Raw genomic sequence first — 25385 nt, 5'->3', positions numbered from 1 at the left:
GTAATGTTTAAACAGAAAATATATCTGGGTATAGGACTGGCTGGAATTTGCTTTGCGATGGCAAGCTGTAAAGTTCCTGCGGCAACTCAAAAAGTAGAAAATAAAGAGGTTCCGTTAAGTTATGTAAGCGCAACCGATTCGCTAAATTCGGGTAAGATTCAATGGAGGTCATTCTTTACAGACCCGAACTTGAATAGTTTGATTGATACAGCACTGAATCGCAATCAGGAATTGCAAATTACTTTACAGGAATTGGAAATCGCTAAAAGCGAGATCAAGCTTAAACAAGGTCAATTGTTGCCATCTGTTGAAGTTAGGGCTGGAGTTGGGATAGAAAAAATAGGGAGATATACCAGTCAGGGAGCTGGTGATGCTTCTACAGAAATTACGGCTGGTAAAGAAATGCCAGATCCGCTACCTGATTATCTATTAGGTGTATACGGTAATTGGGAAGTAGATATTTGGCATAAATTACGCAATGAAAAGAAAGCAGCGGTAAGCCGTTATTTAGCAAGTGTACAAGGTAAGAACTTCGTTGTAACTAATCTTGTGGCCGAAATAGCCAACTCTTATTATGAATTAGTAGCATTAGATACGCAGTTGACCATCGTTAAAAAGAACATTGAACTGCAAAACAATGCGTTGGAGATTATAAAAATCCAAAAAGAAGCGAGCAGAGTTACAGAGTTAGCTGTACGGAAATTTTCGGCCGAAGTATTGAACTCTCAAAGTTTGCAATACGAAATTCAACAGAAGATCACAGAAGCGGAAAATAGAATTAATTTCTTATTGGGCCGGTATCCTCAGCCTATTGCGAGAAGCTCAACCAATTTTACAGATTTAATTCCCGCGGATATACATGTCGGTATTCCATCCCAATTGTTAGCTAACCGACCAGATGTTAAGCAGGCAGAATTAGAACTAGCAGCAGCAAAATTGGATGTGAAGGCTGCAAGAGCAGAGTTTTATCCTTCATTAGGTATATCCGGCTCAATCGGATTACAGGCTTTTGATCCGAGCTATTTGGTTAAATTCCCCGAATCGATGCTTTACTCTCTGGCGGGTGAATTGGCGGCACCGCTGATTAATAGGAATGGCTTAAAAGCAGAACTAGCAAGTGCTAATGCAAAACAAATACAAGCCATTTATAATTACGAACGCACCATTTTAAATGCTTATGTGGAAGTGGCTAATCAGATGTCTACTATTAGTAATTCACAAAAAAGCTATGAATTAAAGTCAAAACAGGTGGATGAGCTTACCCATTCAATTGATATTTCTAATGATCTATTCCGCTCGGCACGAGCTGATTACCTGGAAGTACTAATGACTCAACGTGATGCTTTGGATGCCAAATTGGAATTGGTGGAAACAAAAAAACAGCAATTGAATGCGGTAGTAAATATCTATCAGGCTTTAGGAGGAGGGTGGAATTAATTGAACAAACACAAATTATCATAGCCTTAATTTTAGTGTGGCCTGGCAATAATTGCCGGGCTTTTTTATGATTCGCTTCATTGAAAAATAAGTTTATGAGGGGGCATTCTTTAATTTCCAATTGAAGAAAAAAAGCTTGAACTTTAATCTATCTAAATATTGAAAGCCATGCGAACACTACTGAAAGTAACTTTGGATGTTGCAGCAGCAAACAAAGCTTTAATGGAAGGTTCTTTACCCAAAATCATGCAATCTACCATAGAAAAACTTAAGCCTGAAGCGAGTTATTTTTACACTGTTGACGGTAGTCGATCTTGTTTTTTCGTTTTTGATTTGAAAGATGTTTCCGAAATTCCGGCTATTGCAGAACCCTTTTTCATGCAATTAAATGCTAAAGTAGACCTCAGTCCGGTAATGAACGCTGAAGATTTGCAAAAAGGACTAATGAATTTGCAAAGCATTAAAGGTTCTTAAAGCATTAAAGGTTCTTAAAGTATAAACCATATAAGACATAGGTAAGTGAAACTGCTTAAATGGTCTTAAATGTCTTATATGGTTCCAATTATCCAATCATCTCCTTAGGAAATACAATGGTGAAGGTTGTTCCCTCGTTGATAACCGAGTTTACATTAAGTTCCACCTGGTGATAGTTTACAATACTTTTGACGATAGACAAACCAAGACCCAACCCAACACTGGTTTGACTGGCTTTTTTAAAACGGTTAAAGATGGAAGCAATTTCTTCAGCAGGAATGCCGATGCCCGTATCAGAAATTTTTATTAAGTAGCTTCCGTCTATCTTTTCATCGTTTATCTGGATAATGCCTTTTTGTTTATTATACCTGATCGCGTTATTTATTAAATTGTAAAACAGTTGAAAAAGCAGATCATAGTTCAGCTTCTTCAAGGTAACTGACGAAGATACATTGACAGATAGCATGAGTTGTTTTTCAGCCATTCGGTGATGTAAGTCCTGTATTACCTCATTAATTAATGTTTTAGGACTGGTTGTATCAACTTTGGCAAACTGTTCATTCTCAATTCGTGAAATAAGAAGCAGCGACCTGACAATTTTCTTTAACCTATTCAAGGTTTTCATCATTTCCATTAGTTTGCCTTGCAAATGCTCATCAATTGATTCTTCCATCATCAGATTTTCAATTTTGGTTTGTAGAATACTGATAGGAGTCATTAACTCATGAGAAGCATTTGCAGTAAATTCCCGTTCTTTTTCAAAGATTTCATGAATCTGATCCATCAATTGGATAAAAGCAGTATCAAGATACTTGAAATCATAAGTGGAGGTCTTTATTGGAGGAATCTCCTCATTGAATGGGAATTTTCTATTTAAGAGTTTGGTATTGATAATCTGCCCTAAAGGCTTTAACAGGTAACGGGTAAATACCAGGTCAATTAACAAGGTTATCACTACTAGACCAATTAACACATACAGAGCCACTTTCTGCAAAGCGCTATTGTATTGATTGATAGTAGCAGTAGTTTTCCCAATTTCGAGGTTATAGTTTCGATTGCCATGGTTGAAAGTATAGCTAAGCACACGATAAGTCAGTGTATCTTGCTCAACCACACGTTTCGCTGTCTGTATAGTGTCCAGCTTACTATTACGATCGGCAGGCTCAAGTGAAATATATTCTTCTTTGAGCATAGTGTAACTACCATAACTGCTATCGCCCTGTAAATAAAAGTCGACACCATTATGTGCAATTACCTTTAATACTTTCTTTTGTTGTTCGCGTAAGTAATAGGTGGTGTATTGAAAAGCTATTCTCTCTATTAAAGAAGGGAGCAGGGTGACAAAGAGCACCACAACTGCCAGTTTTGATAACGTAATAAAAAGGGTAAGCTTTGTTAGTAGTTTCACTTTAATATTAAGTTAAAAGATACTATCGCGATTTTATTTTATAACCTACTCCACGGATCGTTTCCAACCATTCTGTTGCCGCAAAAGACCCAAGTTTTTTTCTGATGTTTTTGATGGTTGCATCGATGTAATTTGAATCATAATCATCATCTGCAAAAACACCCCATATATGTTCACTTAGCTGCATCCTTGTTAACGGACGGTTTTTGTGTAATAGTAAATAGCTAAGTAAGTCAAACTCCTTACGTGAAAGCTCAATTTCCGATTGATTATGTAGTACCAGTCTTTTCTTGAGATCTATTTTAAAATCGCCCAGCGAAACTAAGGAATCACTAAGTCCTGACTTCCTGCGGGAGATAGCATGCATTCTTGATTGTAATTCCAGCAAAGAAAAAGGTTTAGGCAGATAATCATCTGCTCCCAAATCAAGTCCTTTAATACGATCTTCCAAATTACCGCGAGCAGTCAGAATAATATAGGCTGCTTCCGGATTGTGTTTTTTTGCCTCTTGCAGTAATGTTAATCCGTCTTTATCTGGTAACCCAAGGTCTAGTAGTATAAAATCATAAAGATTGACAGCAATTTTTTCCAGACCTTCTTTGGCGGTATATGCTTTGTCGCAGATGTAAAAAGCTTTCTTTAGAAAATCTTCCATTTCCGAAGCTAAACTATGCTCATCTTCAATGATCAATACATTCATCTGGTCAGAATTGATAGTAAAAACTTAAATTGAAAAATGATTTTGGAGTTGTTGATACTGCATCCACTTGTTTTCCTAGTATTGATAGCTGATAAGCAGCTTCTATTAAATAAGTTGATCTATTATAGGCTAAGGGCATTTTAAGGTTATAAGACAACAAACTGAATTTTGAGGCAGGAACATACGATACAATACTTCCATTGCCATTATTAACAGGCTGTTGCTGAACATTAGGTTTGCCACCAGGGTTCGCTTTATTATTTTTCTTGGTGATATAAGTGTCGTAGAAATGTTGAGTTCCGGCAACTATTTCAACTCCGGGCTCAATGGATATATAATCCTCATCACTAAATAAACTTCCGAGGCTAAATGCTTTGGAGTTCGTTAGCGTGATAAAGAAGTCCTGCTCTTTACCGAAAGCGTAATCAGCACTTAGGGCAGAGGTTAGCCAGTAATTATACGTTACAGATGCGTTGATATTTTCTGCATTTGAAGCTTGCAGAAGAGGAGAATTTGTAGGAAAAAATGTATGATTAAATCCGAGACCTACAGTCAACTTTTCAGTTAGGCTATAATCGTAACCTGCGCCTAAGGCAACAACAGTACCTCCTTCAGTATTTATTAGTTGATAGATGCTTGAGGCGAAGTATAACCCCATAGGCAATCTCACAGTAGCATTTGTTAAAACCAATGGAAACTTTTGATCGGTTGTTTGACCGTAATAGTTAGCATTGCTGATGTACATAGCTGCAACAGTGAGTGTGGTTTTGCTGCTATCGGCTTGGGCAAATCCTATCACTCTTATTAAACAAAAAAAAATGCTTAAGCATATATACTTAATCATTTTAGAACCTACGCATGTTGACCTTAACTTTTGGCTTAGCAATTTTAACTGGTTTAATTTTAATTGGTTGTTGCTTTACAACAGCAGGCTTGGCTTGTTTACGAGATTTAGGCACCTCTTTAATATCACCCTTTTTCCCATTGTTGCTTTTTGGATCAGGCTTTTTTTGTTGCCTTCCAGTTGAATCAGGTATAGAGAATACGTCTTCATTCAAATAATCACTAGACCCAACAGTGGCGGCGAACGATACATGTGAGCCTGCTATTATTATAATAAACGAATAAAGGAATCGATTTAAATATTTCCTGATCATGATTGCAAACATAATAAGTTTGTTGCCAAAAAGACAAACATCTGTGCAACGGCTTAAAATGAAAAAAGGGTTTTGCCCACATAGTGAGGCAAAACCCATCATTGGCCGAAATTATTATTTTTTCTTTAAAGTAATTGTTCCAAGTGCAGTAGTTTGTCCAGCTACAATTGCAACACTGTTAATGGTTGAATCTTTGTAAGTGGTATCTTGAGCATCTAATGACAGCTTATAAGAACCAGTTTTTAATCCACCGATTGAGAATCCTCCGGTAGTAACATCTGAAATAGTTCCTACTGTATCATTATTAGCATTGATAGCATACACTTTAGTTTGAACAGCCACCGGATTGATAGTACCTGTTAAAATACCAGAAGTAGCAACAGCTAAGCCTCTAACAACCGGTTTTAAGATAAATTTACTGTTTCCGGTTTTTACGATTGATTTTGCTGCATCAAAGTCAAGAACCAACGAATAAGCGATTCCAGGGGTTAAGGTAGGTTGTTCGCTTAGTTTAACTTTCCATCCTGATGAATAGCCACTTGGTACTTTTAAATCGTACAATTGGCCGTCAACTTTAATGGTATTACCTGTTTCATTTAATACAAGTCTTACTTCTTTAATTTTTCCTGATGGTATTTCTTCGTTTGCAACCAAAATATCTGGAGTTGCTGTACCAGCACGGAAGTCAAGGATGTTAAATTGTTTATCAGCTTCTAAAACATAACCTTTTGAAATAGTATCGTCTACTTTAACGACAATTTCTTTAACGTTCAGGTTAATTTCCTCATAGTTACCAGGAGCATCAGTCATGCGAACCTGAAGTTGAGTTGTTCCGTTTGTTTCTGTTTTAGAACATGCCGAGAAGCCAACAAGAGCAGTTAGCAATACTGCAATGATTCTTAAATTCTTATTCATGGTAATAGTTTTAAATTGTTTGACTCAAAAGTGTAATGGGAATATGAAAACAGGATGAAAAATGCCGACAAGATTATTTACATATATTAATCATTTGATTTTCAGCACATTAAATTTTAAATAAAGACATAGGAATGAATAGCCTTTGCAGGCTCCATGCATCTTGTTAATTTGCAGTCCTATTTAACATCGATTCATGAAATTTAAGTTTCCATCCATTGCTGTCATTATTGATTCTGCTGCTATTAGCTTAAGTCGTTTTCCATTTGTGATGATCAGTTCATTTATTGGAGCGTTTTGCCACTTGTATATTGTAGAGCATAATGGAGATGATGTATGGATGGGAAAATTATCGATGGTTTGTTTGCTGGGAATTGGTTGGTTTACTGCGCTTGCCTTATTTGCAGAGTCGAAGAAAATCAAAGCATGGAAAAAACTGCTGATTAATCTATTTGGAGCATTACTGCTCGGTTTTTATTTCTATTTCCTTCCCGAACTTAAACTTTTCCGGGTGGTTGATTATTCGCGTTATGGATTGTTCTTCATTGCAATACACATGCTGGTGGCTTTCGCTCCTTATATTGGTAAGGGTTTCGGTAATGGTTTCTGGCAATTTAACCTAGCCTTATTTTCCCGTGTATGCTCTGCAGCATTATATGCAGGCGTATTGTATATCGGTTTAGTATTGGCAATTGCAGCCGTTAACCAGCTTTTTGATCTCAACGTAAATGAAAAACGTTATTTCGAACTCTTCATTATTATGGGTTGGATCTTTAACGTGTGGTTTTTTCTTTCAGGATTGCCGGACGATTATCAGGAATTAGAAGACAATACGCATTATCCTGAAAGTGTAAAAGTCTTTACTCAATATGTATTACTTCCCCTGGTAACCATTTACCTCGTTATTTTATATGCTTATTTAATTAAGATTATATATCAATGGGAATTACCCAAAGGTTGGGTTGCCTATTTGGTGATTGGGTTTTCAGTGGCGGGAATTTTAGCATTATTATTTGTCTGGCCAATTCGGGAGAAGGAGGGCAACACTTGGATAAAGTCGTATGCAAAGTGGTTCTATCTGGCAATTTATCCGTTGATCATATTATTAGGAGTTGCAATCTATCAGCGCGTACGGCAGTATGGAATTACAGAAAATAGGTATTTTATTATTGCTTTAGCCCTATGGCTTTTTAGCGTTGCTACCTATTTTTTATTTAGTCGTTCTAAAAACATCAAGCTAATTCCCGTTTCCCTTTGTTTACTGGCTCTATTTTGTTCTTTCGGTCCATGGGGAGCTTTTGCCATCTCCGAGAATAGTCAGCTAGCGCGATTAAAGAAGATCTTAATAAAAAATGCTGTATTGGTAAATAATAAGATTACCAAGAATCATAAGGAGCTTTCGCTGAAAGATCGAAGGGAAGTAACTGAAACGTTGAGGTATCTGAACACTAATCACGGATTAAAAAGTATTCAGTCCTGGTTTGGAAAAACTGATTTTTCTTTTGATGAAATCAGAAAATATGATTACCGGCTCGGTGAAGTGATGACGTTGATGAACATTGAAATGGCTAGTGATTATTATCCGGTTGCTGCAAGTACAAGCCAGAAAAATTTTGTACTTCGGGCTGACTATTATTCAACCAATGCACTATCTGTTAAAGGGTTTGATTACATGTTTGAAGGACTTGATTTTAGCAGAGCAAGCGAGCGACAGTTGAAGTATGAACTGGATAATGATACCCTTGAGATCGATTGTGACCTTGCAGATAGGTTAACTATTATAAAAAATAACACAGAAATCTATTCTGTAAATACTGTTGCGTTAGTTAATAGGTTGATTAAGGAAAAAAAGATAACACTAACCAATGACTACAGTTTTTCATTACCAAAGGAGAAGATGACGTTGATTGATACTCAACAAAAAGCGACTGTTAAGTTTATTTTTTCAACTATTTCGGGTGTTGAGGAGAATGGCAAGCGAAAGGTATCTTCTTTTAATTGTACTGTTTTTGTGAAGGGTAATTAAGAACAAATTAGAAATATCATTGAGATGTTTCGCTGATTTCTTGCATTTACAAGAAAATTATTAAGTTTGCACACCAAAATTAAAGGACAAAGTATGTAATAGATAGTTTCTTTCAGGAAATATAAATGTTAGCCCCCATGTGTGGTGGCTATAGTTATTCACCTTAAAAGAAAGATTCTATGCTTATTATACAAAATTTGACCTATATACATCCTAATAAAGATTTATTGTTCGAAAACATAAATCTTACTATCAAAAAACAAGATAAAATTGCCCTAATTGGTAATAATGGAACTGGGAAATCAACCCTGTTAAAAATCATAGCTGATGTTTTACAACCCTCAACCGGGCTCGTAAAATCTCAGTCGAAACCTTATTATATACCCCAACTTTTTGGTCAATTCAATCACCTTACTATTGCTCAGGCGCTTCAGGTAGATGCTAAGATAAATGCCTTAACTGAAATTCTGGACGGTAATGTAACGGATGAGAACCTCACTTTATTGAATGATGACTGGACGATTGAAGAGCGTTGCCGTGAAGCCTTGGCTTATTGGAAATTGGATGGCTTCGATTGGTCTTTACAAATGAAAAATCTAAGTGGCGGACAGAAAACAAAGGTGTTTCTAGCCGGAATTTCTATTCATCAACCCGAAATGATTTTGATGGACGAGCCAAGTAATCATTTAGATACGGCCGGAAGGCAATTGCTTTATAATTTTATTACGTCAAGCTCAAAAACGATTGTTGTGGTGAGCCATGATCGAAAATTGCTAAATCTGCTAGATGCTGTTTATGAATTAAGTAAACGAGGGATAACTGTTTACGGAGGAAATTATGATTTCTACGCGGAACAAAAACAAATTGAAAGCAATGCCTTAAATCTTGATTTAAAAAGTAAGGAGAAAGCTTTACGAAAAGCACAGGAAGTAGAGAAAGAGGCGATGGAACGGCAACAAAAGTTGGATGCCCGCGGAAAGAAAAAACAAGAAAAAGCAGGACTTCCAACCATTATGATGAATACGCTAAAGAATAGTGCGGAGAAAAGTACTTCCCGTATGAAGGGTGTTCATGCTGAAAAGGTGGGATCTATTTCGAAAGAGCTGAGTGAATTAAGAAAGGAGTTACCTGATACCGATAAAATGAAACTTGGTCTTTATGACTCGGCACTTCATAAGGGTAAAATATTGTTTTCTGCTAAGGAAACTAACTATCGATATAATGAATATTTCCTCTGGAGCCAATCATTGAATTTTCAGATAACAAGTGGGGAACGAATTGTGCTTAATGGATCAAATGGATCGGGTAAAACAACCTTGATAAAAATAATCTTAGGTGAAATTGAATCTGAAATGGGTTCCGTTTATAGAGCAATCAATAAAGGGATTTACATTGACCAGGACTATTCATTAATTGATAATCAGCTTAATGTTTATGAACAGGCTCAGCAATTCAATCATTCAGCATTACAAGAGCATGAAATCAAAATCCGGTTAAATCGTTTTTTATTTACCAAAGACTATTGGGACAAGCCTTGCAACGTTCTTAGTGGTGGTGAAAAAATGCGACTGATGCTTTGCTGTCTAACCATAAGCAACTTGGCTCCTGATCTTATTATTTTGGATGAGCCTACCAATAATTTAGACATTCAAAATATTGAGATTTTGACTTCAGCGATTAATGACTATAAAGGAACATTGATTGTGGTATCGCACGATCAATATTTTCTGGATCAGGTAAATGTAGAACGAGTAATTGAAGTGGTATAGTCAATTATGAGATGTCTAGGGAGATTTTAAGTATCCTACTAGGATTATAATTGTACTATTGCCGCATAAATTTTTGCATATAAAATGAAACAAGTAATAGGAATTGCAGGGGCATTAGCTTTAGGGATAGGGGCTGTTTGCCTGTGATGCGGGTGCCGTTATACGGATCGATGAACTTCTTTTGGATTCATGTAGCTTTAGGGATATTGTTAGTTACAATTGCTGTAATCGCCCTGTTTGCGTTATTTACTCAGCGAAATTTATTGATTCGATTATCGGGTTGGTTTAGTTTGGGGCTTACTGTTTTCATCTTTATGGCAGCAAAATGGAAAGTCGCTGACTCTTTTGCATTTATTCCGTTGAAAAAATTGGCAACTTTAGCGACAGGAATCGTTCATTTCAGCTGGGGATGGTTGGTATTGTTGACAGGTGCAGTTTTATTGATTATTGCAGGCAAAACCAATGAAACTTCTGTTCAGAAATCGGTAACGAATCCACAATAAAACATTCTTTGAACTAGTGTAAAAAAGCTGTCCCGTAACAACGGGACAGCTTTTCTTTTAATATTTAGGTTTATCCTTCATTTTTTCCTTTGGACGTTCCATTTTAACCATGTCCATTCCGCATTTTGGGCACTTTCCCTCGGTTTCAGAAGTTTGGCCGTCATCCATTTTGCAATAATACATTCCTTCTTTTACCATTGTCATATTATCGCCCGGACATTTTCCAGGAGTTGATGAAGTGTGATCGCATTTCGGACAAATGTACATCGGCGACCATTTCATAGTTTGTTTGTTTTTAATGGTATCCTGGGCATAAGCTGCAGCTCCAATAAAAAGCAAAACTGTGAGAACGATTAGTTTTTTCATAACTCATAAGTGTTTGGTTGTTTGACAAATGCATTGGTTTATAAAGTTAATCAATTATGTACTGATAATGAATACATTACATCAGTGAATGAGTGTCTGTAAAAAGGCAATTATCTGTTGAGGGTACACACCGATTATGATGAGTCCCGCAGTTAAAACTGTTAAAAGAAGCCCATTGATGTAATAATATCCGGGATGAAGCTGATAAGCTTCAGTAATAACTTTATCACCTGCCGAAAACATTGATACAATGATCCTCAGGTAATAAAACAGACTTACAATGCTGGTGAAGATTAAGGTGAATATTAGTACCCATTGTTTCCCTTCTATACCTGTACGCAGTATGTAGAATTTTCCAATAAAGCCTGCTGTTAAGGGAATCCCTGCTAATGAAAGTAAGGCAACGGTTAATAGCATTGCCAGAACGGGCCGGTACCAAAAGAGCCCTTTAACATCATCTATCGAATCGGCATCACGAGTTTTAGTTGATAAAGTACAGATGGTTCCAAAAATCACTAATAGTGCAATAAAATAAATAAGTGTATAAAAGGTAGCAGCTTGAATTCCACCGTTTTTAACCGCAAGTATTGTCACCAGTAAATAGCCCATATTAGCAATCGAAGAGAACGCCATGATACGCTTCAGGTTTCGCTGCTTTAATGCCAGGAAACTTCCTGTTAGCATCGAAATTAAAGCTAATACTGTTAGAATAGTAAATGTGGGTTCATATTGATACAACCCGGTGATGGCCAAAAAGCGGAATAAAATAATCAGCATTCCACCTTTTGAAACGGTTGCAATAAATGCTGTTACCGGAGTAGGGGAACCATCATATACATCGGCAGCCCATAAGTGAAAAGGCGCCAAGGAAAGTTTAAAACCAGCGCCTACTACTAATAAACCTACTCCTGTTATCAGGATAACAGATGAAGGATTGTCTTTAGCTACTTCAGCGATTTTGCTGAATTCCATAGTGCCGGCTTCGAAATAAATAAAAGCCATTCCCAGCAATAAAAATGCTGAAGAAAATGCAGCAAGGATTAAATACTTGATTCCTGCTTCTACTGCATTATTACGAGTTCGTAAATAGGCAATAAGTGCATACAGACCAATGGTTAAGGTTTCGAGTCCCAGAAATAGGCTAATAAAATGATGACTAATACAAAGTACTTGTGCTCCTAAAGTACTAAGCAATAATAGCACATAATATTCTTTGGGGTTTTCTTCCTTTTCATTAAAGTAAGTGTAAGAAAGCAAGGTTACCGCTAAGCCGGAAAATAATAGTATAGCTTGAAAAAGAGCCTGAAAACCATCAAAAATAAACAGGTTATTTAGCATGTAATGCGACTCCGATAAGGCAACAATTGCATGCAGGTAAATAATCAAGCAAATGATTTCAATAACTCTATGTGATAATTTTATGGCAATAAGCAACATCAGCAGTACTGATCCTGCGGCAGTAGTTAGCAATGGCATCCAATTATATAGATCAATTATTGGCATCTTGGGAATCGGTTAGATCATTCGTATCAGGATGTTGAATTGTGGTTATAGATAAGCGTTGAGCTAAAGGTTTGAGCAGGTCAATTACCGGTTGAGGGAATAAGCCCAAAACTACTATCGCTACAGTTAATAAACCCATAATCAGTTTTTCTCGCATAGAAAGATCGTACGTTGAAGGAGCCGGAGTGTGCGTGGGTCCGAAGAATACTTTCTGCATCATTCTGACGGAATAGATGGCAGACAAGATGAGACCAACACTGGCTAATGCAGTTGCAACCGGATGTTTTTCAAATGAGCCAAGTAAAATCAAAAATTCAGCAATGAAATTACCTAAAGCAGGTAGCCCGCAGGCTGCCATCGCAAATAACAATGCCACTGATCCCATTTGTGGAGCTGAACTCCAAAGTCCGCTCATTTCATTAATATTTCGTGTATGCAAACGTTCCTTAAGCATCCCGGCAAGAATGAATAATGCGGCAGCGCTTATTCCATGAGCAATCATTTGGAGGATAATTCCCTGAATGGCTAATTCATTAAATGCAAATAGGCCTAAAATGATAAAACCCATATGGCTTACACTTGTATAGGCAACAAGTCTTTTCAAATCGGTTTGCCCGAAGGCTTGTAAGGCCCCATACAAAATGGAAATCACCCCTAAAATAATGGCCCACTCCGAAATTTGATGCATGGTTTGAGGGAAGAGCGGTAATATAAATCGTAGCAGCCCATAAGCCCCCGTTTTTAACATTAGTCCGGCTAAAATCACACTTCCTCCGGTTGGAGCTTCCGAGTGTGCATCCGGTAACCAAGTATGAAATGGGAATAAGGGCAGCTTAACAACAAATGCAATTAAGAACCCAAGCATGATTAAAAGTGAATAAGGAGTTCTGATTTCAATGCCAATTAATTGTTCGTAATCATAAGAAGTTGAATTACTTGTAAAATAAATCGTAATAATGCTTGCCAGCATTAACAGCCCGCTTGCCTGAGTAAAAATGAAAAACTTATATGACGCGTAGATCCTCTTTTCACTTCCCCAAATGCCAATGAGAAAATACATCGGAATAAGCATTACTTCCCAGAAAAAGTAAAAAAGGAATAGGTCTAGCGCAACAAAAACGCCCGTTATTCCAGCAAGAACCCATAATAAATTAAAGTAGAAGAAATTGGTTTTTAAGTTGATCTCTGTCCACGAACACAGTATGGCAACCGTTCCAATAAAAAAAGTCAGCAACAGCATAGTTAAGCTGAGTCCATCGAGTCCGAGGTGAAAAGTGATATTCCATTGGCGAATCCAGGGAGTTTTATATTCAATGATCCATTGACTATTGGCTACAGTTGAAATGGCCACACTTTGCTCATGCCATATATTATGACAAATAACAAAGCATATAAAACAGCTTATCAGGGCGATCCACTTAGGCAAAGCAGGTATAAAATATCCAGCAATCCATGCAAGTAGCCCTCCTGAAAGTAATGTAACAATGAGCCATAGCAGTATCATAGTAATAGCTGTAAGGTTAAAATCATGATTGTTCCGGCAATAATTCCCATCACATACCATCGAAGTGATCCCGACTGAGTAAATGAAAGCATTTGATATAGCCAATTACAGAAGTCAACAATTATTGTATTGAGTTGATCTACAATATCATTTTTATTGGCTTTTGCTAAAAGACGATAAGGCTGTTGAAATAAGGCATTATAGAGCACATCAAACTTCCATCCACTTAAGAGAAAATTATGAATGGATTCAAAAAAAGTACTGTCTTTTAGCTTATTATGAAGCAGTTGGTTGTTAGTATATAGCTTCCATCCCAAAAATATTCCAAGCAAACAAATAACTGCTGCCAGGAGCTGGAAGGTTAGTTCAGAAAACCCTTCAGATAGTTGCACGGAGGGTAGCATGTTCGATAAAAGATCAGAAAATAAGGTAACATGACCGAAGTTGTGTGGTAGTTCAATAAATCCGCCAACAATTGAAAGAAATGCCAAAATAATAAGCGGAATGATCATTTTCCACTTTGGCAGGTAACTGACTTCGGTTTTTGATTCACCGAAAAACGTTAGTACAACCATACGGGTAGAATACAAGGCCGTAATAAACGAACCGACTATTGCTGCAAGCCAAAGCAGGATTGAGCCATTTTGAGAGCTGATTGAATACCATAAAATGGCATCTTTACTGTAAAAACCGGCACTTATTAAAGGTAATGCAGCTAAGGCGGCGGCTCCAATAATGAAGGTTTTATAAACAACAGGTAGTTTATCTTTCAACCCTCCCATTTTAAACATATTATGTTCGTGGTGTTGTGCTTCAATAACGGTTCCGGCAGCCAGAAATAACAACGCTTTAAAAAAAGCATGAATCATGAAGTGGAATATAGCAGCAGTCCAGGCGCCTACCCCCAAGGCCAAAAACATGTAACCCAATTGGCTCACTGTTGAGTAAGCTAAGACTCGTTTTATATCATATTGAGCTAATGCAGAGGTACCAGCAATAAGTAAGGTTAAAGCCCCTACAACTGCAACTGTGGTCATTGCGGTAGGCGATAATTCAAAAACAAAATGCATTCGTGTTATTAAATAAACTCCTGCTGTAACCATTGTGGCAGCATGGATCAACGCACTAACAGGTGAAGGACCCGCCATAGCATCGGGAAGCCATGTTTGCAGCGGCAGTTGAGCCGATTTTCCTACAGCTCCTCCTAATAACAATAAGGCGGCCAGGGTAGTTAATGAACTATCATGAGTTGGTTGATGTTGAATAACGTTATTAATAGATAGGATTTGTAAACTGCCATACTGATAGAATAGAAGAAATAAACCCAAGGCAAGAGCAGTATCTCCAATACGTGTTATAATAAAAGCCTTTTGTGCTGCCTGTCCATTTTGGGTTTCTTCATACCAAAAACCAATTAAAAGATAACTGCATAAACCAACACCTTCCCATCCTAAATAAAGTAAAACCAGGTTATCTGCTAAAACCAAAAGGAGCATGGAGCAAACGAATAAGTTCATATAGGCAAAAAAACGAGCATAGCTTTTATCGTGTTCCATAAATTCAGTCGAATAAAGATGGATCAGCGCTCCAACAAAGGTGATTACAAAGACAAATACCAATGAAAGGGCATCATAATAAAAGGTAATGCCGCTGGAAAAGTTTCCGACCTGTATCCATTCCCATAATGTTTGGATCACGTATCCTGAGGATGGAGGGCTAGTGATGTAATGGACAGCAATGTAGATGCCTAATAATGCAGAAATGCTAACGCTTCCTGTTCCGATGAATGCAATGGCTGATTGGGGTAATCTTCTGCCAAAAAAAGCCAGCAGCAGAAAACCTAAAAACGGAAATGCCGGTAGGAGGGCGAGTTGCATATTATGTTGTTTAGTAATCCATGGACTTTAATCCGTCGTTTATGCTATGTGATTTTCTCATTGTCAAATACTTTTGTTTTCAAGTTGGCGAGTTCATCTATATCTAAGGTTTTATGTTGATGATAGATTTGCATGATGAGTGCAAGTCCGATCGAAACTTCCGCTGCTGCCATTGTTAGGATGAAAAGGAACATTACCTGTCCATCTGCTTGTACCCATTTGGCTCCAGCTGTGATAAATGCTAGTCCTGCAGCATTGAGCATAACTTCTACAGAAATAAGCATGAATAATACGTTCCGTCTTATCACAACACCGATGGCCCCCAGCCCAAACAAGATAGCAGCAAGAAGCAAAACATGATTGATTTCAACAGTACTTATCATAATTATTCCTTTAAAAATCGATGCCAATGTTTTCGTTTATGCTGACCAATATGGGCTGCTCCAACAACACCCGCCATTAAAAGCATTGCAGCCAATTCCACTCCTATTAAGTAAGGTCCAAACAATGATGCAGCAACCTGCGTTGGACCGATTTCGGTAATTGCTAACACTTCATTTTTAGCAATACCAACCATGTAAATCAATTCAATTAGAAGTATTCCTGATAAAACTGTTGGTCCGAACCATGTTTGAGGGCGGAGCCATTCGCTTTCTTTCATTTTTGTTTCAATTCCTAAATTCAGCATCATCACCACAAAAATGAAGAATACTACAATTGCACCTGCATAAACAATGATTTCTAACACAGCAATAAATGGAGCTCCAAGTTGGTAGAAAATTATAGATACGGACAGAAATGACACCACAAGATAGAGCAGTGCATGAACCGGGTGCTTCCTGGTGATTACCAGTAATGTTGCCAGAATGGCGACTAATGATGCTATGTAAAATAGTATAGCCATGGTGTGTCGTTTTTTACCGCCAAGGCACAGAGTTGCTAAGTTTATTCTTCTTTGCTTCATCGCGACTTTACGGTTTAATATATTATGGTAATAAACTCCGGATATCAATCGGAGGTTCCTCATTGTCACCTTCTCCTTTCCCTTTTACACCCGCATCTAACCCTGCCACTTTGTAATAATTATAACCAGGATATTTGCCCTCACTGTTTATCAATAGATCCTCTTTCTCGTAAACCAAATTCTGACGTGAATATTCCGCCATTTCAAAATCGGGAATAAGCTGAATGGCGTAAGTCGGACAAGCTTCTTCACAATATCCACAGAAAATACACCTCGAAAAGTTTATTCTGAAGAACTCCGGATAACGACGGCCCTCGTCATTCTCAGTTGCCTGCAAGGCAATACAATCAACAGGGCAGGCCGCTGCACATAAGTAACACCCGACACAACGTTCACCACCATCTGGATCTCGTGTAAGTACAATGCGGCCCCTCCACCGCGGATATAATGGAGCCTTTTGCTCAGGGTATTCAATTGTTTCCGTTTTCCTGAACAAATGCAAAAAGGTTAGCCATATACTTCGAATAATACTTAGCATGTTACCTCTTGTTAATTAATGCTTATTACCCTTCTCCTAAAGGAGAAGGGTGAGAAGACAGTACTTAAAAAATGATTCTATTTTACATAATTTGAGTACGCTATTGTACTGCACTGTCTGTGTCCCCCTCTCCTTAAGGAGAGGGGCTAGGGGTGAGGTATAAAGCCACAGCCCCAGTAATCAATAAATTCAATAATGTAATTGGTAAAAGCGTTTTCCATCCGAATTCCATTAGCTGATCGTATCGTGGTCGTGGTAATGAAGCTCTTAGCAACACGAAGAATAAGATAAACCCAAACGTTTTTAAAACGAACCAAACCAAAGGCGGAAGGAATGAAGGCCCCAGCCACCCGCCGAAAAATAAGGTTACTGTCATGGCCGATATTAAGGTGACTCCCAAATACTCTCCAATAAAGAACATACCGAATTTCATGCCTGAGTATTCAGAGTGAAATCCTGCAACCAACTCGCTTTCAGCCTCTGGTATATCAAATGGCAATCGGTGTGTTTCTGCAATTCCGGCAATAAAAAAGATGACAAAACCGACAGGCTGCAAAAGAATAAACCAATAATCTTTTTGTGCCTCTACTATGGCTTGCAAACTAAACGAACCCGTTAGCATCACAACCCCCATTAGGGATAAGCCCATGAAAACTTCATAAGAAATCATTTGTGAAGCTCCCCGTAAAGCACCCAATAATGAATATTTGTTGTTGGAAGCCCAGCCTCCTAAAACAATGCTATAAACACCCAAAGACGACATTCCAAGAAAAAACAACAAACCAATATTTAGATCTGCAATTTGAATATTTGGAGCAAAGGGAATGATGCTGAAACTTAACAGCACACTGATAACTACCACCGCCGGAGCCAGGATAAAAACAGGCTTGTCTGCAAATGGAGGGATCCAGTCTTCTTTGAAAAATAATTTTAGTGAATCAGCAACCACAATAAATAAACCCAAAGGCCCGGCGCGGTTTGGCCCCAAACGATCTTGCCACAATGCAAGCATACGTCGCTCTACCCATATTAATAAAGCGGCAAGCGTAAGCAAACTAAAAAGTACGCCGACAATAATAAGCCAGTAGGTTAGTGTCTCGTTCATTTTTTTCTAACTATACAATTGATAGGGAAAGGATTAATAGCAAAATCCTTTAAGCCATATGGGATGCCAACTGTTTTAGGTGGCAATCCATATTTTAGTTGAATCGGCAATTCGAAATCATTGTTATTTAGCGTGATAATCAGTCTGTCTGTAGTATTTAATCCAAGTTCTTTAAGGTCTGTTTCATTCAGGGCCACATAAGGTGCCGGACTTAGTTCCGCTATTGGTGCTGATAAATTGCTCAACTCTTCCGAGCCGAAAATGTGGTGGATTGGAACAACCGTCCAATCGTTGGACTTTTTCTCTTCTTCTGGTGAAGTGGTAATGAATGACGACGAAGTATTAATTGAGGGTTCAATTAGCCGTACTCCGGGATCTCCGTCATGCAAGGGACCTCCAATCTCGATCTGAAATTTGTTGATCGATTGAACAGAATTCCATCCGGGCGACCAGAAAAATGGTGTTAATGAAGATGGTGGAATGCCCTGATAACCTTCCATCGTAAATGAAAGCGAAGAGTCCAGATCTTCAGGAGGCTTAGGTTCGCTCACATTTTTATTGGCCTGCATTGCAGTGCGGCCGCTATAGCGATGTGGTTCACGTGGAATTTTTTGTCCATTTACCCTAAAACTATCTTCAGGAGCTGTTTTTTCAACACCTTTGAATTGCGGTAAACTTTCAATTAACTCACGCTGCAGATCGTTGAGAGAAAGTGCATCATTGATGGCGATACCGTTTTTTAACGAATACATATCAGTTAACCAACGCCAACTTTCTCGTATCATCGGATTTTCAGGTGTAAACACCTGGAAGTAGCGTTGAGCCCTTCCTTCATTATTTATGATCGTTCCGTCTGCTTCTGAAAAGAATCCGGAAGGAATGATAACAGTCGAACTTTCGGCTAATTTGGTATATTGATGATCAATGGTTATTACCTCTGAGCATTTCGTTAAAAACAAATCAATATGCTCAGCAGGTACACGGCGATAGATATCATTCTCAAGAATGATAACGGCAAAGTCTTCTTCATTAGTTTTAGCTAAAGCCTCATTAAGAGATGTGGATTGCATCATTGTTAGCCCAAGTGAATTACATTCTTGCATAATCAGAAACAACCCAGCCGTTTTTCCATTCTTGGTAAGCGCCATTGCAATGTTTCCGGCTGCTTTCAGAGTAGGTTCATTCATTAGGCTGGTTCCTGCAATAATTAAAGGGCGTTCTGCCTTTAAGAGTTCGGAGGCAATAAGCGAGGCCTCCTCGTTAAATGAATGTTCAGAAAGAGAACCATTATTGATGTGCTGGGTAATCGCATATCCTAATGCAGCAATTTCTGTTGGTGTTAGGTAATGAGTTTTCGTTGCTATATCATCTAATTTAGTTTCATAAGGATGGGCAATAAAAAGAGCGCTATGCTTATTTTGGATGTATTCTCTTAATGCAGCATCATGCCATACTGGTAAATTGATCGCATTATGTGCTGTGTCGATCGGAACCTGACGGATGGCTTGCCGTACTGATAATGCAGCCATTGGCGCTGAATTGATTATATCCTCACCTAAAATCAAGACCACATCGTATTCTTCGATCTCTTTTAATGAAGGAATATGTGCTACTCCACTTTGTAAAAGTGCTAAAGCAGTAGTGTTGAGTTGATGCTCAGTTTCTGAAATGCCGTTGAAAAAGTGCTCTTTTCCAACCAGTTTCATCAGTGCATAATTGGATTCCAGAGAAGCCCTTGGTGATCCGATTCCAATGAATTGATGTTTGATAAGCAATTCTGAAATATGATCTAAGAGTATTTTTTTATCGATAGGATAATGATGAGTCTTTATAGCGGCTTGTTGAATACGTTGATCACTATTAGCAGCCTCATAACCAAATCGTCCACGGTCGCACATAAAATACCCATTTACCTCGCTGTTATAGCGCGAAGTGATCTGACGGAGTTCTCCATATCGCTCTCCGGCAATAATATTACAGCCTAAACTGCAATGTTGGCAAATGGAAGGCGCAAAAGTAAAATCCCATTTTCGGGTATAATGCTGCTTAAGTGTTTTGTCAGTAAACACACCCGTTGGACAAACTTCGGCAAGATTGCCACTAAATTCACTTTGCAACACGCCATCTTCGGCTCTTCCAAAATAAACATGATTATGCGCTGCAAAAACATCCAAATCATTACCTCCCGCATAATCCTTATAGAAACGAACACAACGATAACATTGAATGCAACGGTTCATTTCATGATTAATCAGTGGTCCTAAATATTGATTGGTATAGGTTCGTTTAGGAAATTCGAAGCGGCGATAATTATGTCCAGTCATTACCGTCATGTCCTGCAAATGACAAGAACCACCTTCATCGCAGACCGCACAGTCATGAGGGTGATTGGTCATCAACCATTCGATGAGTTGTTTTCTGAATGCTTTGGCAGTAGGATGATCAACAGAAATTCTTAGTTCATTATTAACCGGCTCCATGCAGGCCATTGCTAAACGGCCATTGCTATCATTTTCATCCTTAAAAACCCTTATAGCACACTGACGGCAAGCCCCAACTGATCCCATTGCGGGATGCCAGCAGAAATAAGGAAGATCAATCCCTAAAGACAAACAGATCTCCAGAAGGTTTTTACCTTCTTTTACTTCATACGGTCGATTATCAATGTAGAGCGTTGCCATTTTACCTCACCCTAAATCCCTCTCCTGAAGGAGAGGGACTTTTGGGCCATTGCTAATTGTTAATTATTCCATTTAATTATCAGTATCCTTTTACATTATCTAATAAATCCATCCCGTCACTCCGAGCGCTCCCTTCATTTTACCTCACCCTAAATCCTCCTCCTGAAGGAGAGGGACTTTTGAGCCAGTGCTTATTGTTAATTATTCCATTTAATCATCATCTATTATACTTTCTAATATCCATTAAGACACTCCGAGCACGCTCCCAGTCACTCCGAGCGCTCCCTTCTTCTTAAGGAGAAGGGCCGGGGATGAGGTCTTATCCGTACGGACATTTCCTCTCATATACATGCCGTTCAAAATCCTCTCTGAAATATTTCAAAGCGCTTTGCAGCGGTTCTACAGCACCGGGAGCTAAGGCGCAAAATGTATTTCCCGGACCCAATAGTTTTGTGTGCTGATCAAGTATTTCAAGGTCATTTATGCTTCCGTTTCCTCGTTCGATGGATAATAAAATCTTTTCGATCCAAGGTAGTCCTTCGCGACAAGGTGTGCACCAACCGCATGATTCGCGTGAAAAAAATAATTCAAGGTTGTGGACAAAACCAACAGGGCAAGTTCGATCGTCAAGAACGATCATTGTTCCTGTTCCTAAGCGACTACCCGCTGTTGCCACTGAACGAAAATCCATTTTAATATCCATATGTTGCTCAACCAAAAAGTCAGTAGACGCACCGCCAGGTAAAACACCTCTGAATTTATAACCAGCTTTCATACCACCGGCATAATCTTCAATTAACTCCCGCATAGTAACACCCATAGGCAATTCCCAACAGCCAGGCTTATTAACATGTCCGCTTACTCCGTATAATTTAGTTCCGCCATCTTCACTATAGCTTAAACTTTTGTACCAATCGGCCCCATTATTAATGATGTGAGGAAGGTTACAAAGCGTTTCAACATTATTTACAATAGTGGGTTTGCCAAATAAACCACTCACTTGAGGAAAAGGAGGTTTAGCCCTTGGTGTTGCCCTTTTTCCTTCCAATGCATTCAATAAAGCTGTTTCTTCTCCACACATGTACCTTCCAACGCCAGTATGCAAATACATTTGAAGCGAGTATCCTGAACCCTGAATATTCTCACCCAAATAGTTAGCAGCATAAGCTTCTTCAATTGCTTTAATAATGCATTCGGCAGCTTGTTTATAGGCAAACCGAAGAAATACATAAGCGGTTGAGGCCTGAATGGCATAAGCTGCAATTATCATCCCTTCGATTAATTGATGAGGGTTCCCCTCTAAAAGCATTCTGTCTTTGAACGTGCCGGGCTCCATCTCATCGGCATTAGCAACCAAATATTTAACAGGAGGTGCATGTTCATTCATCGGTACAAAACTCCATTTCATCCCGGTGCTGAAACCCGCGCCTCCTCTGCCTTTTAAATTAGATTCCTTAACCAATTCAGTAACCTCTTTGGGCTCCATTTTCATCACCGTTCTAACAGCCAAATACCCTCCAGTCATCTCATATTCCTTTAGATTTAGAGGAGGTCTGTTAGGATTTATATTCTTAGTAAGCGGTCTTTCCATTGATTTCTGAATTTTAATAAAATCCCGTATGTATAACCCCTCTCAAAAGGGGAATAAGAGAGTGCTAATTTCTCATCCAGTCAAGCACTCCCACTCCTTAAGCTGAGGGCTTTGGTGCGCTATATCTTGCGAGAATCCCCTCCAATTCCTCCACCTTTGTATTTCTGTATAAGTCATTATCTATCATTAAAGCTGGGGCGTGATCACAGCAACCCAAACACGCATTGGGTAATAATGTAAACTGACCATTCGAAGTGGTTTCTCCGAAACTGATCCCCAGTTTATTTCTTATAGCAGTATAAAGCGACTGATAACCCATCACCCAACAGGTAATGCTATCGCAAAGAAGAATAATGTGCTCGCCAACCGGTTTCCTGAAAATCAAATTGTAAAAAGTAGCCACACTATCTAATTCTGCTGTCGACATTTCAAGATAATCTGCAATAGCTTTTAATGAATCATCAGAAATCCAACCTCTCTGTTTTTGCACAATTTTCATCGCTTCAATGCAAGCCGCCTTTTTGTAAGGAACAAGGCTTATTTCATGATCAATAGCATGACGTTCAGTATCTCCCAACCCCTCCAAAGGAGGAGAACCATTACTTGTATTATTTTGAATATCTAAGGCCATTATTAATTAGTCTTTCGTTATAAGTCTGCCAATAACAGATGCTATTAAACACACAGCTAAACCACTTTGAGGGGAAATGGCTAGTGCCTTCAATATCTCCTCCTTAAGCAGGTTAACGCGATCACCTGTCTATATCCGCCAACACATAATCCATGCTTCCTAAAATTGAAAGCAAATCGGCAACCGTGTACCCCTTGCTTATATAGGGCAACATTTGCATATGCGGAAAAGAAGGTGTCCTTATTCTTGAGCGGTAGGGCGATGTGTTTCCATCACTCACCATATAATAACTATTATTTCCTTTTGTGGCTTCGATACAACTCATCGCTTCTCCAGTCGGAATAACCGGTCCCCAACTAACATTTAAGAAATGATTGATAAGTGTTTCGATGTCTTGCATTGTATATTTTTTCAGAGGAGGTGTAGTAAGCGGATGATCCGCTTTGAAGGCGCCTTCAGGCATATGCTTTAAGCATTGTTCAATAATTCTTAGACTTTGCAACATCTCAAGTTCACGAACAACTGCACGATCATAGCAATCGCCATTTTGGGCGATAGGAATTTCGAAGTCAAAGTTTTCATAACCTGAGTAAGGTTGTTTTTTGCGCATATCCCATTCAAAGCCACAAGCCCGTAATCCAGGACCTGTAACTCCCCATTCAATCGCTTCTTGTAATGTGTAAATGCCTATTCCTACAGTTCTGGCTTTGAAAATGCTGTTTTTCATTACCATGTTATGGTATTCCTTTACTCTCTTAGGGAAATAAGCGATGAAGTCGGCAACTAGTTTATCCCAACCTTTTGGCAAGTCTTGTGAAACACCACCGATTCTGAACCAGTTCGGATGCATTCTTCCTCCACAAACAGCTTCAACTATGTCAAATATCTTTTCCCTGTCAGTAAACATGTAGAATACAGGAGATAGTTGGCCAATGTCTTGCGCAAAGGTTCCATACCAAACTAAATGACTGGCAATTCGGAAGAATTCGCACATCATCACCCGTATAACCTTTACACGTTCAGGAACTTCAATGCCTGCCAGTTTTTCAACAGAAAGCAGGTACGCAAGATTGTTCATTACACCGCCTAAATAATCAATACGGTCAGTATAAGGTATGTAAGTGTGCCACGATTGTCGCTCACCCATTTTCTCGGCACCCCTATGATGAAAGCCAATATCAGGAACTGCGTCGATGATATCTTCTCCGTCCAGCTGCAAAATAATGCGTAATACCCCATGAGTTCCGGGGTGCTGAGGGCCAATATTCAAAAACATAAAATCAGCATCCTCACTATGACGTTTTAAACCCCATTCTTCAGGTTTAAAACGCAATGCCCCTTGTTCAGTATCCACTTTTTCATCCCAAAGTTTAAACGGACCCATTTCTGTGGCCCTGGCAGGGTGCTCTTTACGGAGCGGATGGCCCTGCCAGGTTAATGGCATAAGTATCCGTTGCAGATGGGGGTGGCCGTCAAAACGAATTCCGAACATATCATATACTTCACGCTCATACCAGGCAGCTGAAGGCCACAGATGGGTAAGAGTAGGAGCCGAAGGATATTCGCCGTCCAGAGCAATCTTTAGGCGGATGAATTGATTGCGTATAAATGACAGAAGGTGATAAACTATAGTAAAGTCTTTGGAAGGGTAATTATTTCGGTTTGCTCTTGAGCGCTCGTCGATCGCGAACAAGTCATAAAGCATTGGAAAAGGTTCAGGAGAGCCTGTTTTAAGGTAGGTTAATACTTCTATAACCTTGGTTGAGTGAACCCAAAAAGTGGCAACATCATCAGCGGTCTGTTGTGGTGTTAAAACTGATTCGCCGAATTTCAGCGTCAGTTCGGGTGCCAACTTTTCGGGGGCATACATGGGTTATAACTTCATTACAAAAATTTGAAAACAGTATCGGTAATAAGATTTACTAGCGCATTTTTAAATTCGTCCACCCGAATTTTAGCCAATGCTTTTTGTTTAATCAGTTTCAACTCTGCAATATCTTTTAAACCTTTAGCTAAGAGTTCAAAGTCGTCTTTATCTATTTTATTTTGCGATAATAGTAAGGTCCAGCGTTGTAGTTTTTCTTTAGACGAATCCAGAAATGCATTCATATCTTTCTCTGCATCATCTTTGAAGTTTTTAAAAGTGAGCTTTGCCAGATTTATTACATCTTCTTTTAATTCATCAAATATCTTTTCAAAGTCAGCCATAGTGAGCTATATGTTGGTTATTGTTTAG

General features: G+C 38.7%; 23 protein-coding genes. 5 read left to right on the top strand and 18 right to left on the bottom strand.

Annotation, left to right across the window (positions count from 1 at the left end; all coding sequences use genetic code 11):
- Positions 1–3: 3 nt before the first annotated feature.
- Together SOLCA_RS15265 and SOLCA_RS15260 are read left to right on the top strand one after the other, a co-directional pair.
- Positions 4–1437: a TolC family protein gene (locus SOLCA_RS15265; RefSeq protein ID WP_014681362.1), complete on the top strand. Its 1434-nt coding sequence runs from the start codon at positions 4–6 to the stop codon at positions 1435–1437.
- Between the two features lie 168 nt (positions 1438–1605).
- Positions 1606–1911, top strand: a complete 306-nt coding sequence (locus tag SOLCA_RS15260) for a hypothetical protein (RefSeq protein WP_014681361.1) — start codon at positions 1606–1608, stop codon at positions 1909–1911.
- Positions 1912–1999: 88 nt separating this feature from the next.
- Here SOLCA_RS15260 and SOLCA_RS15255 read toward each other — a convergent pair whose 3' ends face one another.
- The 5 genes from SOLCA_RS15255 to SOLCA_RS15235 all read right to left on the bottom strand — a co-directional run bounded on the left by SOLCA_RS15255 (position 2000) and on the right by SOLCA_RS15235 (position 6091).
- A complete protein-coding gene (locus SOLCA_RS15255) occupies positions 2000–3319 on the bottom strand; it encodes a sensor histidine kinase (RefSeq protein ID WP_014681360.1) in 1320 nt (439 codons plus the stop codon).
- 22 nt (positions 3320–3341) lie between these two features.
- Complete coding sequence (locus tag SOLCA_RS15250) at positions 3342–4019, bottom strand: response regulator transcription factor (protein ID WP_014681359.1); 678 nt, start codon at positions 4017–4019, stop codon at positions 3342–3344.
- A 4-nt stretch (positions 4020–4023) separates the two neighbouring features.
- Positions 4024–4818, bottom strand: coding sequence for a hypothetical protein (locus tag SOLCA_RS15245; RefSeq protein WP_014681358.1), 795 nt, complete (start codon positions 4816–4818; stop codon positions 4024–4026).
- Between the two features lie 46 nt (positions 4819–4864).
- Entirely contained in the window at positions 4865–5176 is a 312-nt protein-coding gene (locus SOLCA_RS15240) for a hypothetical protein (RefSeq protein WP_157604584.1), read from the bottom strand.
- Positions 5177–5290: 114 nt separating this feature from the next.
- Entirely contained in the window at positions 5291–6091 is an 801-nt protein-coding gene (locus tag SOLCA_RS15235) for a DUF4382 domain-containing protein (RefSeq protein WP_014681356.1), read from the bottom strand.
- A gap of 196 nt (positions 6092–6287) precedes the next feature.
- On the opposite strand from SOLCA_RS15235, the gene SOLCA_RS22480 reads away from it, so the two are divergent.
- The 3 genes from SOLCA_RS22480 (at position 6288) to SOLCA_RS15220 (ending at position 10389) form a co-directional block, all read left to right on the top strand.
- Positions 6288–8117 (top strand): DUF4153 domain-containing protein, encoded by a 1830-nt coding sequence (locus SOLCA_RS22480; protein ID WP_014681355.1) that lies wholly within the window; start codon positions 6288–6290, stop codon positions 8115–8117.
- Positions 8118–8296: 179 nt separating this feature from the next.
- Positions 8297–9886 (top strand): ribosomal protection-like ABC-F family protein, encoded by a 1590-nt coding sequence (gene abc-f, locus SOLCA_RS15225; protein ID WP_014681354.1) that lies wholly within the window; start codon positions 8297–8299, stop codon positions 9884–9886.
- A gap of 170 nt (positions 9887–10056) precedes the next feature.
- Positions 10057–10389, top strand: coding sequence for a hypothetical protein (locus tag SOLCA_RS15220; protein WP_042479935.1), 333 nt, complete (start codon positions 10057–10059; stop codon positions 10387–10389).
- 57 nt (positions 10390–10446) lie between these two features.
- Here SOLCA_RS15220 and SOLCA_RS15215 read toward each other — a convergent pair whose 3' ends face one another.
- From SOLCA_RS15215 to SOLCA_RS15155, 13 genes are all read right to left on the bottom strand, one after another.
- On the bottom strand, positions 10447–10755 hold the full coding sequence (locus SOLCA_RS15215) for a heavy metal-binding domain-containing protein (RefSeq protein WP_014681352.1): 309 nt from the start codon (positions 10753–10755) through the stop codon (positions 10447–10449).
- Between the two features lie 81 nt (positions 10756–10836).
- A complete protein-coding gene (locus SOLCA_RS15210; RefSeq protein ID WP_014681351.1) occupies positions 10837–12258 on the bottom strand; it encodes an NADH-quinone oxidoreductase subunit N in 1422 nt (473 codons plus the stop codon).
- Positions 12245–13762, bottom strand: coding sequence for a complex I subunit 4 family protein (locus tag SOLCA_RS15205; protein WP_014681350.1), 1518 nt, complete (start codon positions 13760–13762; stop codon positions 12245–12247). The genes SOLCA_RS15210 and SOLCA_RS15205 overlap by 14 nt, the downstream gene beginning before the upstream one ends.
- Positions 13759–15639 (bottom strand): NADH-quinone oxidoreductase subunit L, encoded by a 1881-nt coding sequence (nuoL, locus tag SOLCA_RS15200; protein WP_014681349.1) that lies wholly within the window; start codon positions 15637–15639, stop codon positions 13759–13761. The genes SOLCA_RS15205 and nuoL overlap by 4 nt, the downstream gene beginning before the upstream one ends.
- Positions 15640–15683: 44 nt before the next feature.
- Positions 15684–16022, bottom strand: a complete 339-nt coding sequence (gene nuoK / locus SOLCA_RS15195) for an NADH-quinone oxidoreductase subunit NuoK (RefSeq protein ID WP_014681348.1) — start codon at positions 16020–16022, stop codon at positions 15684–15686.
- Between the two features lie 2 nt (positions 16023–16024).
- Positions 16025–16543: an NADH-quinone oxidoreductase subunit J gene (nuoJ, locus tag SOLCA_RS15190; RefSeq protein ID WP_042479931.1), complete on the bottom strand. Its 519-nt coding sequence runs from the start codon at positions 16541–16543 to the stop codon at positions 16025–16027.
- Between the two features lie 82 nt (positions 16544–16625).
- The gene (gene nuoI / locus SOLCA_RS15185) at positions 16626–17141 is read right to left on the bottom strand and encodes an NADH-quinone oxidoreductase subunit NuoI (RefSeq protein WP_014681346.1); all 516 of its coding nucleotides are present in this window, start codon (positions 17139–17141) and stop codon (positions 16626–16628) included.
- Between the two features lie 133 nt (positions 17142–17274).
- Positions 17275–18246 carry an NADH-quinone oxidoreductase subunit NuoH gene (gene nuoH, locus SOLCA_RS15180; RefSeq protein WP_014681345.1) on the bottom strand — a complete coding sequence of 324 codons (972 nt, stop codon included), beginning with the start codon at positions 18244–18246 and terminating at the stop codon, positions 17275–17277.
- Complete coding sequence (gene nuoG / locus SOLCA_RS15175) at positions 18243–20927, bottom strand: NADH-quinone oxidoreductase subunit NuoG (protein ID WP_014681344.1); 2685 nt, start codon at positions 20925–20927, stop codon at positions 18243–18245. The genes nuoH and nuoG overlap by 4 nt, the downstream gene beginning before the upstream one ends.
- Before the next feature lie 319 nt (positions 20928–21246).
- On the bottom strand, positions 21247–22518 hold the full coding sequence (gene nuoF, locus SOLCA_RS15170) for an NADH-quinone oxidoreductase subunit NuoF (RefSeq protein WP_014681343.1): 1272 nt from the start codon (positions 22516–22518) through the stop codon (positions 21247–21249).
- 97 nt (positions 22519–22615) lie between these two features.
- Positions 22616–23149 (bottom strand): NADH-quinone oxidoreductase subunit NuoE, encoded by a 534-nt coding sequence (gene nuoE / locus SOLCA_RS15165; RefSeq protein ID WP_014681342.1) that lies wholly within the window; start codon positions 23147–23149, stop codon positions 22616–22618.
- 121 nt (positions 23150–23270) lie between these two features.
- Positions 23271–25019, bottom strand: a complete 1749-nt coding sequence (gene nuoC / locus SOLCA_RS15160) for an NADH-quinone oxidoreductase subunit C/D (RefSeq protein WP_014681341.1) — start codon at positions 25017–25019, stop codon at positions 23271–23273.
- A gap of 14 nt (positions 25020–25033) precedes the next feature.
- Positions 25034–25357: a hypothetical protein gene (locus SOLCA_RS15155; RefSeq protein ID WP_014681340.1), complete on the bottom strand. Its 324-nt coding sequence runs from the start codon at positions 25355–25357 to the stop codon at positions 25034–25036.
- Between the last annotated feature and the right edge of the window lie 28 nt (positions 25358–25385).

It is taken from the genome of Solitalea canadensis DSM 3403, from assembly GCF_000242635.2.
GTDB classification, from domain to species: domain Bacteria; phylum Bacteroidota; class Bacteroidia; order Sphingobacteriales; family Sphingobacteriaceae; genus Solitalea; species Solitalea canadensis.
Note: the sequence above shows the minus strand (reverse complement) of the source record. Positions and strands in the feature narration are given on the sequence as shown.

Coding starts and splice junctions, on each gene's coding strand:
- SOLCA_RS15155 (WP_014681340.1), bottom strand. CDS start 25,357: ATGGCTGACTTTGAAAAGATATTTGATGAATTAAAAGAAGATGTAATA.
- SOLCA_RS15205 (WP_014681350.1), bottom strand. CDS start 13,762: ATGATACTGCTATGGCTCATTGTTACATTACTTTCAGGAGGGCTACTT.
- SOLCA_RS15210 (WP_014681351.1), bottom strand. CDS start 12,258: ATGCCAATAATTGATCTATATAATTGGATGCCATTGCTAACTACTGCC.
- nuoF (WP_014681343.1), bottom strand. CDS start 22,518: ATGGAAAGACCGCTTACTAAGAATATAAATCCTAACAGACCTCCTCTA.
- nuoK (WP_014681348.1), bottom strand. CDS start 16,022: ATGATAAGTACTGTTGAAATCAATCATGTTTTGCTTCTTGCTGCTATC.
- nuoG (WP_014681344.1), bottom strand. CDS start 20,927: ATGGCAACGCTCTACATTGATAATCGACCGTATGAAGTAAAAGAAGGT.
- nuoH (WP_014681345.1), bottom strand. CDS start 18,246: ATGAACGAGACACTAACCTACTGGCTTATTATTGTCGGCGTACTTTTT.
- nuoE (WP_014681342.1), bottom strand. CDS start 23,149: ATGGCCTTAGATATTCAAAATAATACAAGTAATGGTTCTCCTCCTTTG.
- SOLCA_RS15215 (WP_014681352.1), bottom strand. CDS start 10,755: ATGAAAAAACTAATCGTTCTCACAGTTTTGCTTTTTATTGGAGCTGCA.
- SOLCA_RS15220 (WP_042479935.1), top strand. CDS start 10,057: ATGAACTTCTTTTGGATTCATGTAGCTTTAGGGATATTGTTAGTTACA.
- abc-f (WP_014681354.1), top strand. CDS start 8,297: ATGCTTATTATACAAAATTTGACCTATATACATCCTAATAAAGATTTA.
- nuoL (WP_014681349.1), bottom strand. CDS start 15,639: ATGCAACTCGCCCTCCTACCGGCATTTCCGTTTTTAGGTTTTCTGCTG.
- nuoI (WP_014681346.1), bottom strand. CDS start 17,141: ATGCTAAGTATTATTCGAAGTATATGGCTAACCTTTTTGCATTTGTTC.
- SOLCA_RS15260 (WP_014681361.1), top strand. CDS start 1,606: ATGCGAACACTACTGAAAGTAACTTTGGATGTTGCAGCAGCAAACAAA.
- SOLCA_RS15235 (WP_014681356.1), bottom strand. CDS start 6,091: ATGAATAAGAATTTAAGAATCATTGCAGTATTGCTAACTGCTCTTGTT.
- SOLCA_RS15265 (WP_014681362.1), top strand. CDS start 4: ATGTTTAAACAGAAAATATATCTGGGTATAGGACTGGCTGGAATTTGC.
- SOLCA_RS22480 (WP_014681355.1), top strand. CDS start 6,288: ATGAAATTTAAGTTTCCATCCATTGCTGTCATTATTGATTCTGCTGCT.
- nuoJ (WP_042479931.1), bottom strand. CDS start 16,543: ATGGCTATACTATTTTACATAGCATCATTAGTCGCCATTCTGGCAACA.
- nuoC (WP_014681341.1), bottom strand. CDS start 25,019: ATGTATGCCCCCGAAAAGTTGGCACCCGAACTGACGCTGAAATTCGGC.
- SOLCA_RS15250 (WP_014681359.1), bottom strand. CDS start 4,019: ATGAATGTATTGATCATTGAAGATGAGCATAGTTTAGCTTCGGAAATG.
- SOLCA_RS15240 (WP_157604584.1), bottom strand. CDS start 5,176: ATGATCAGGAAATATTTAAATCGATTCCTTTATTCGTTTATTATAATA.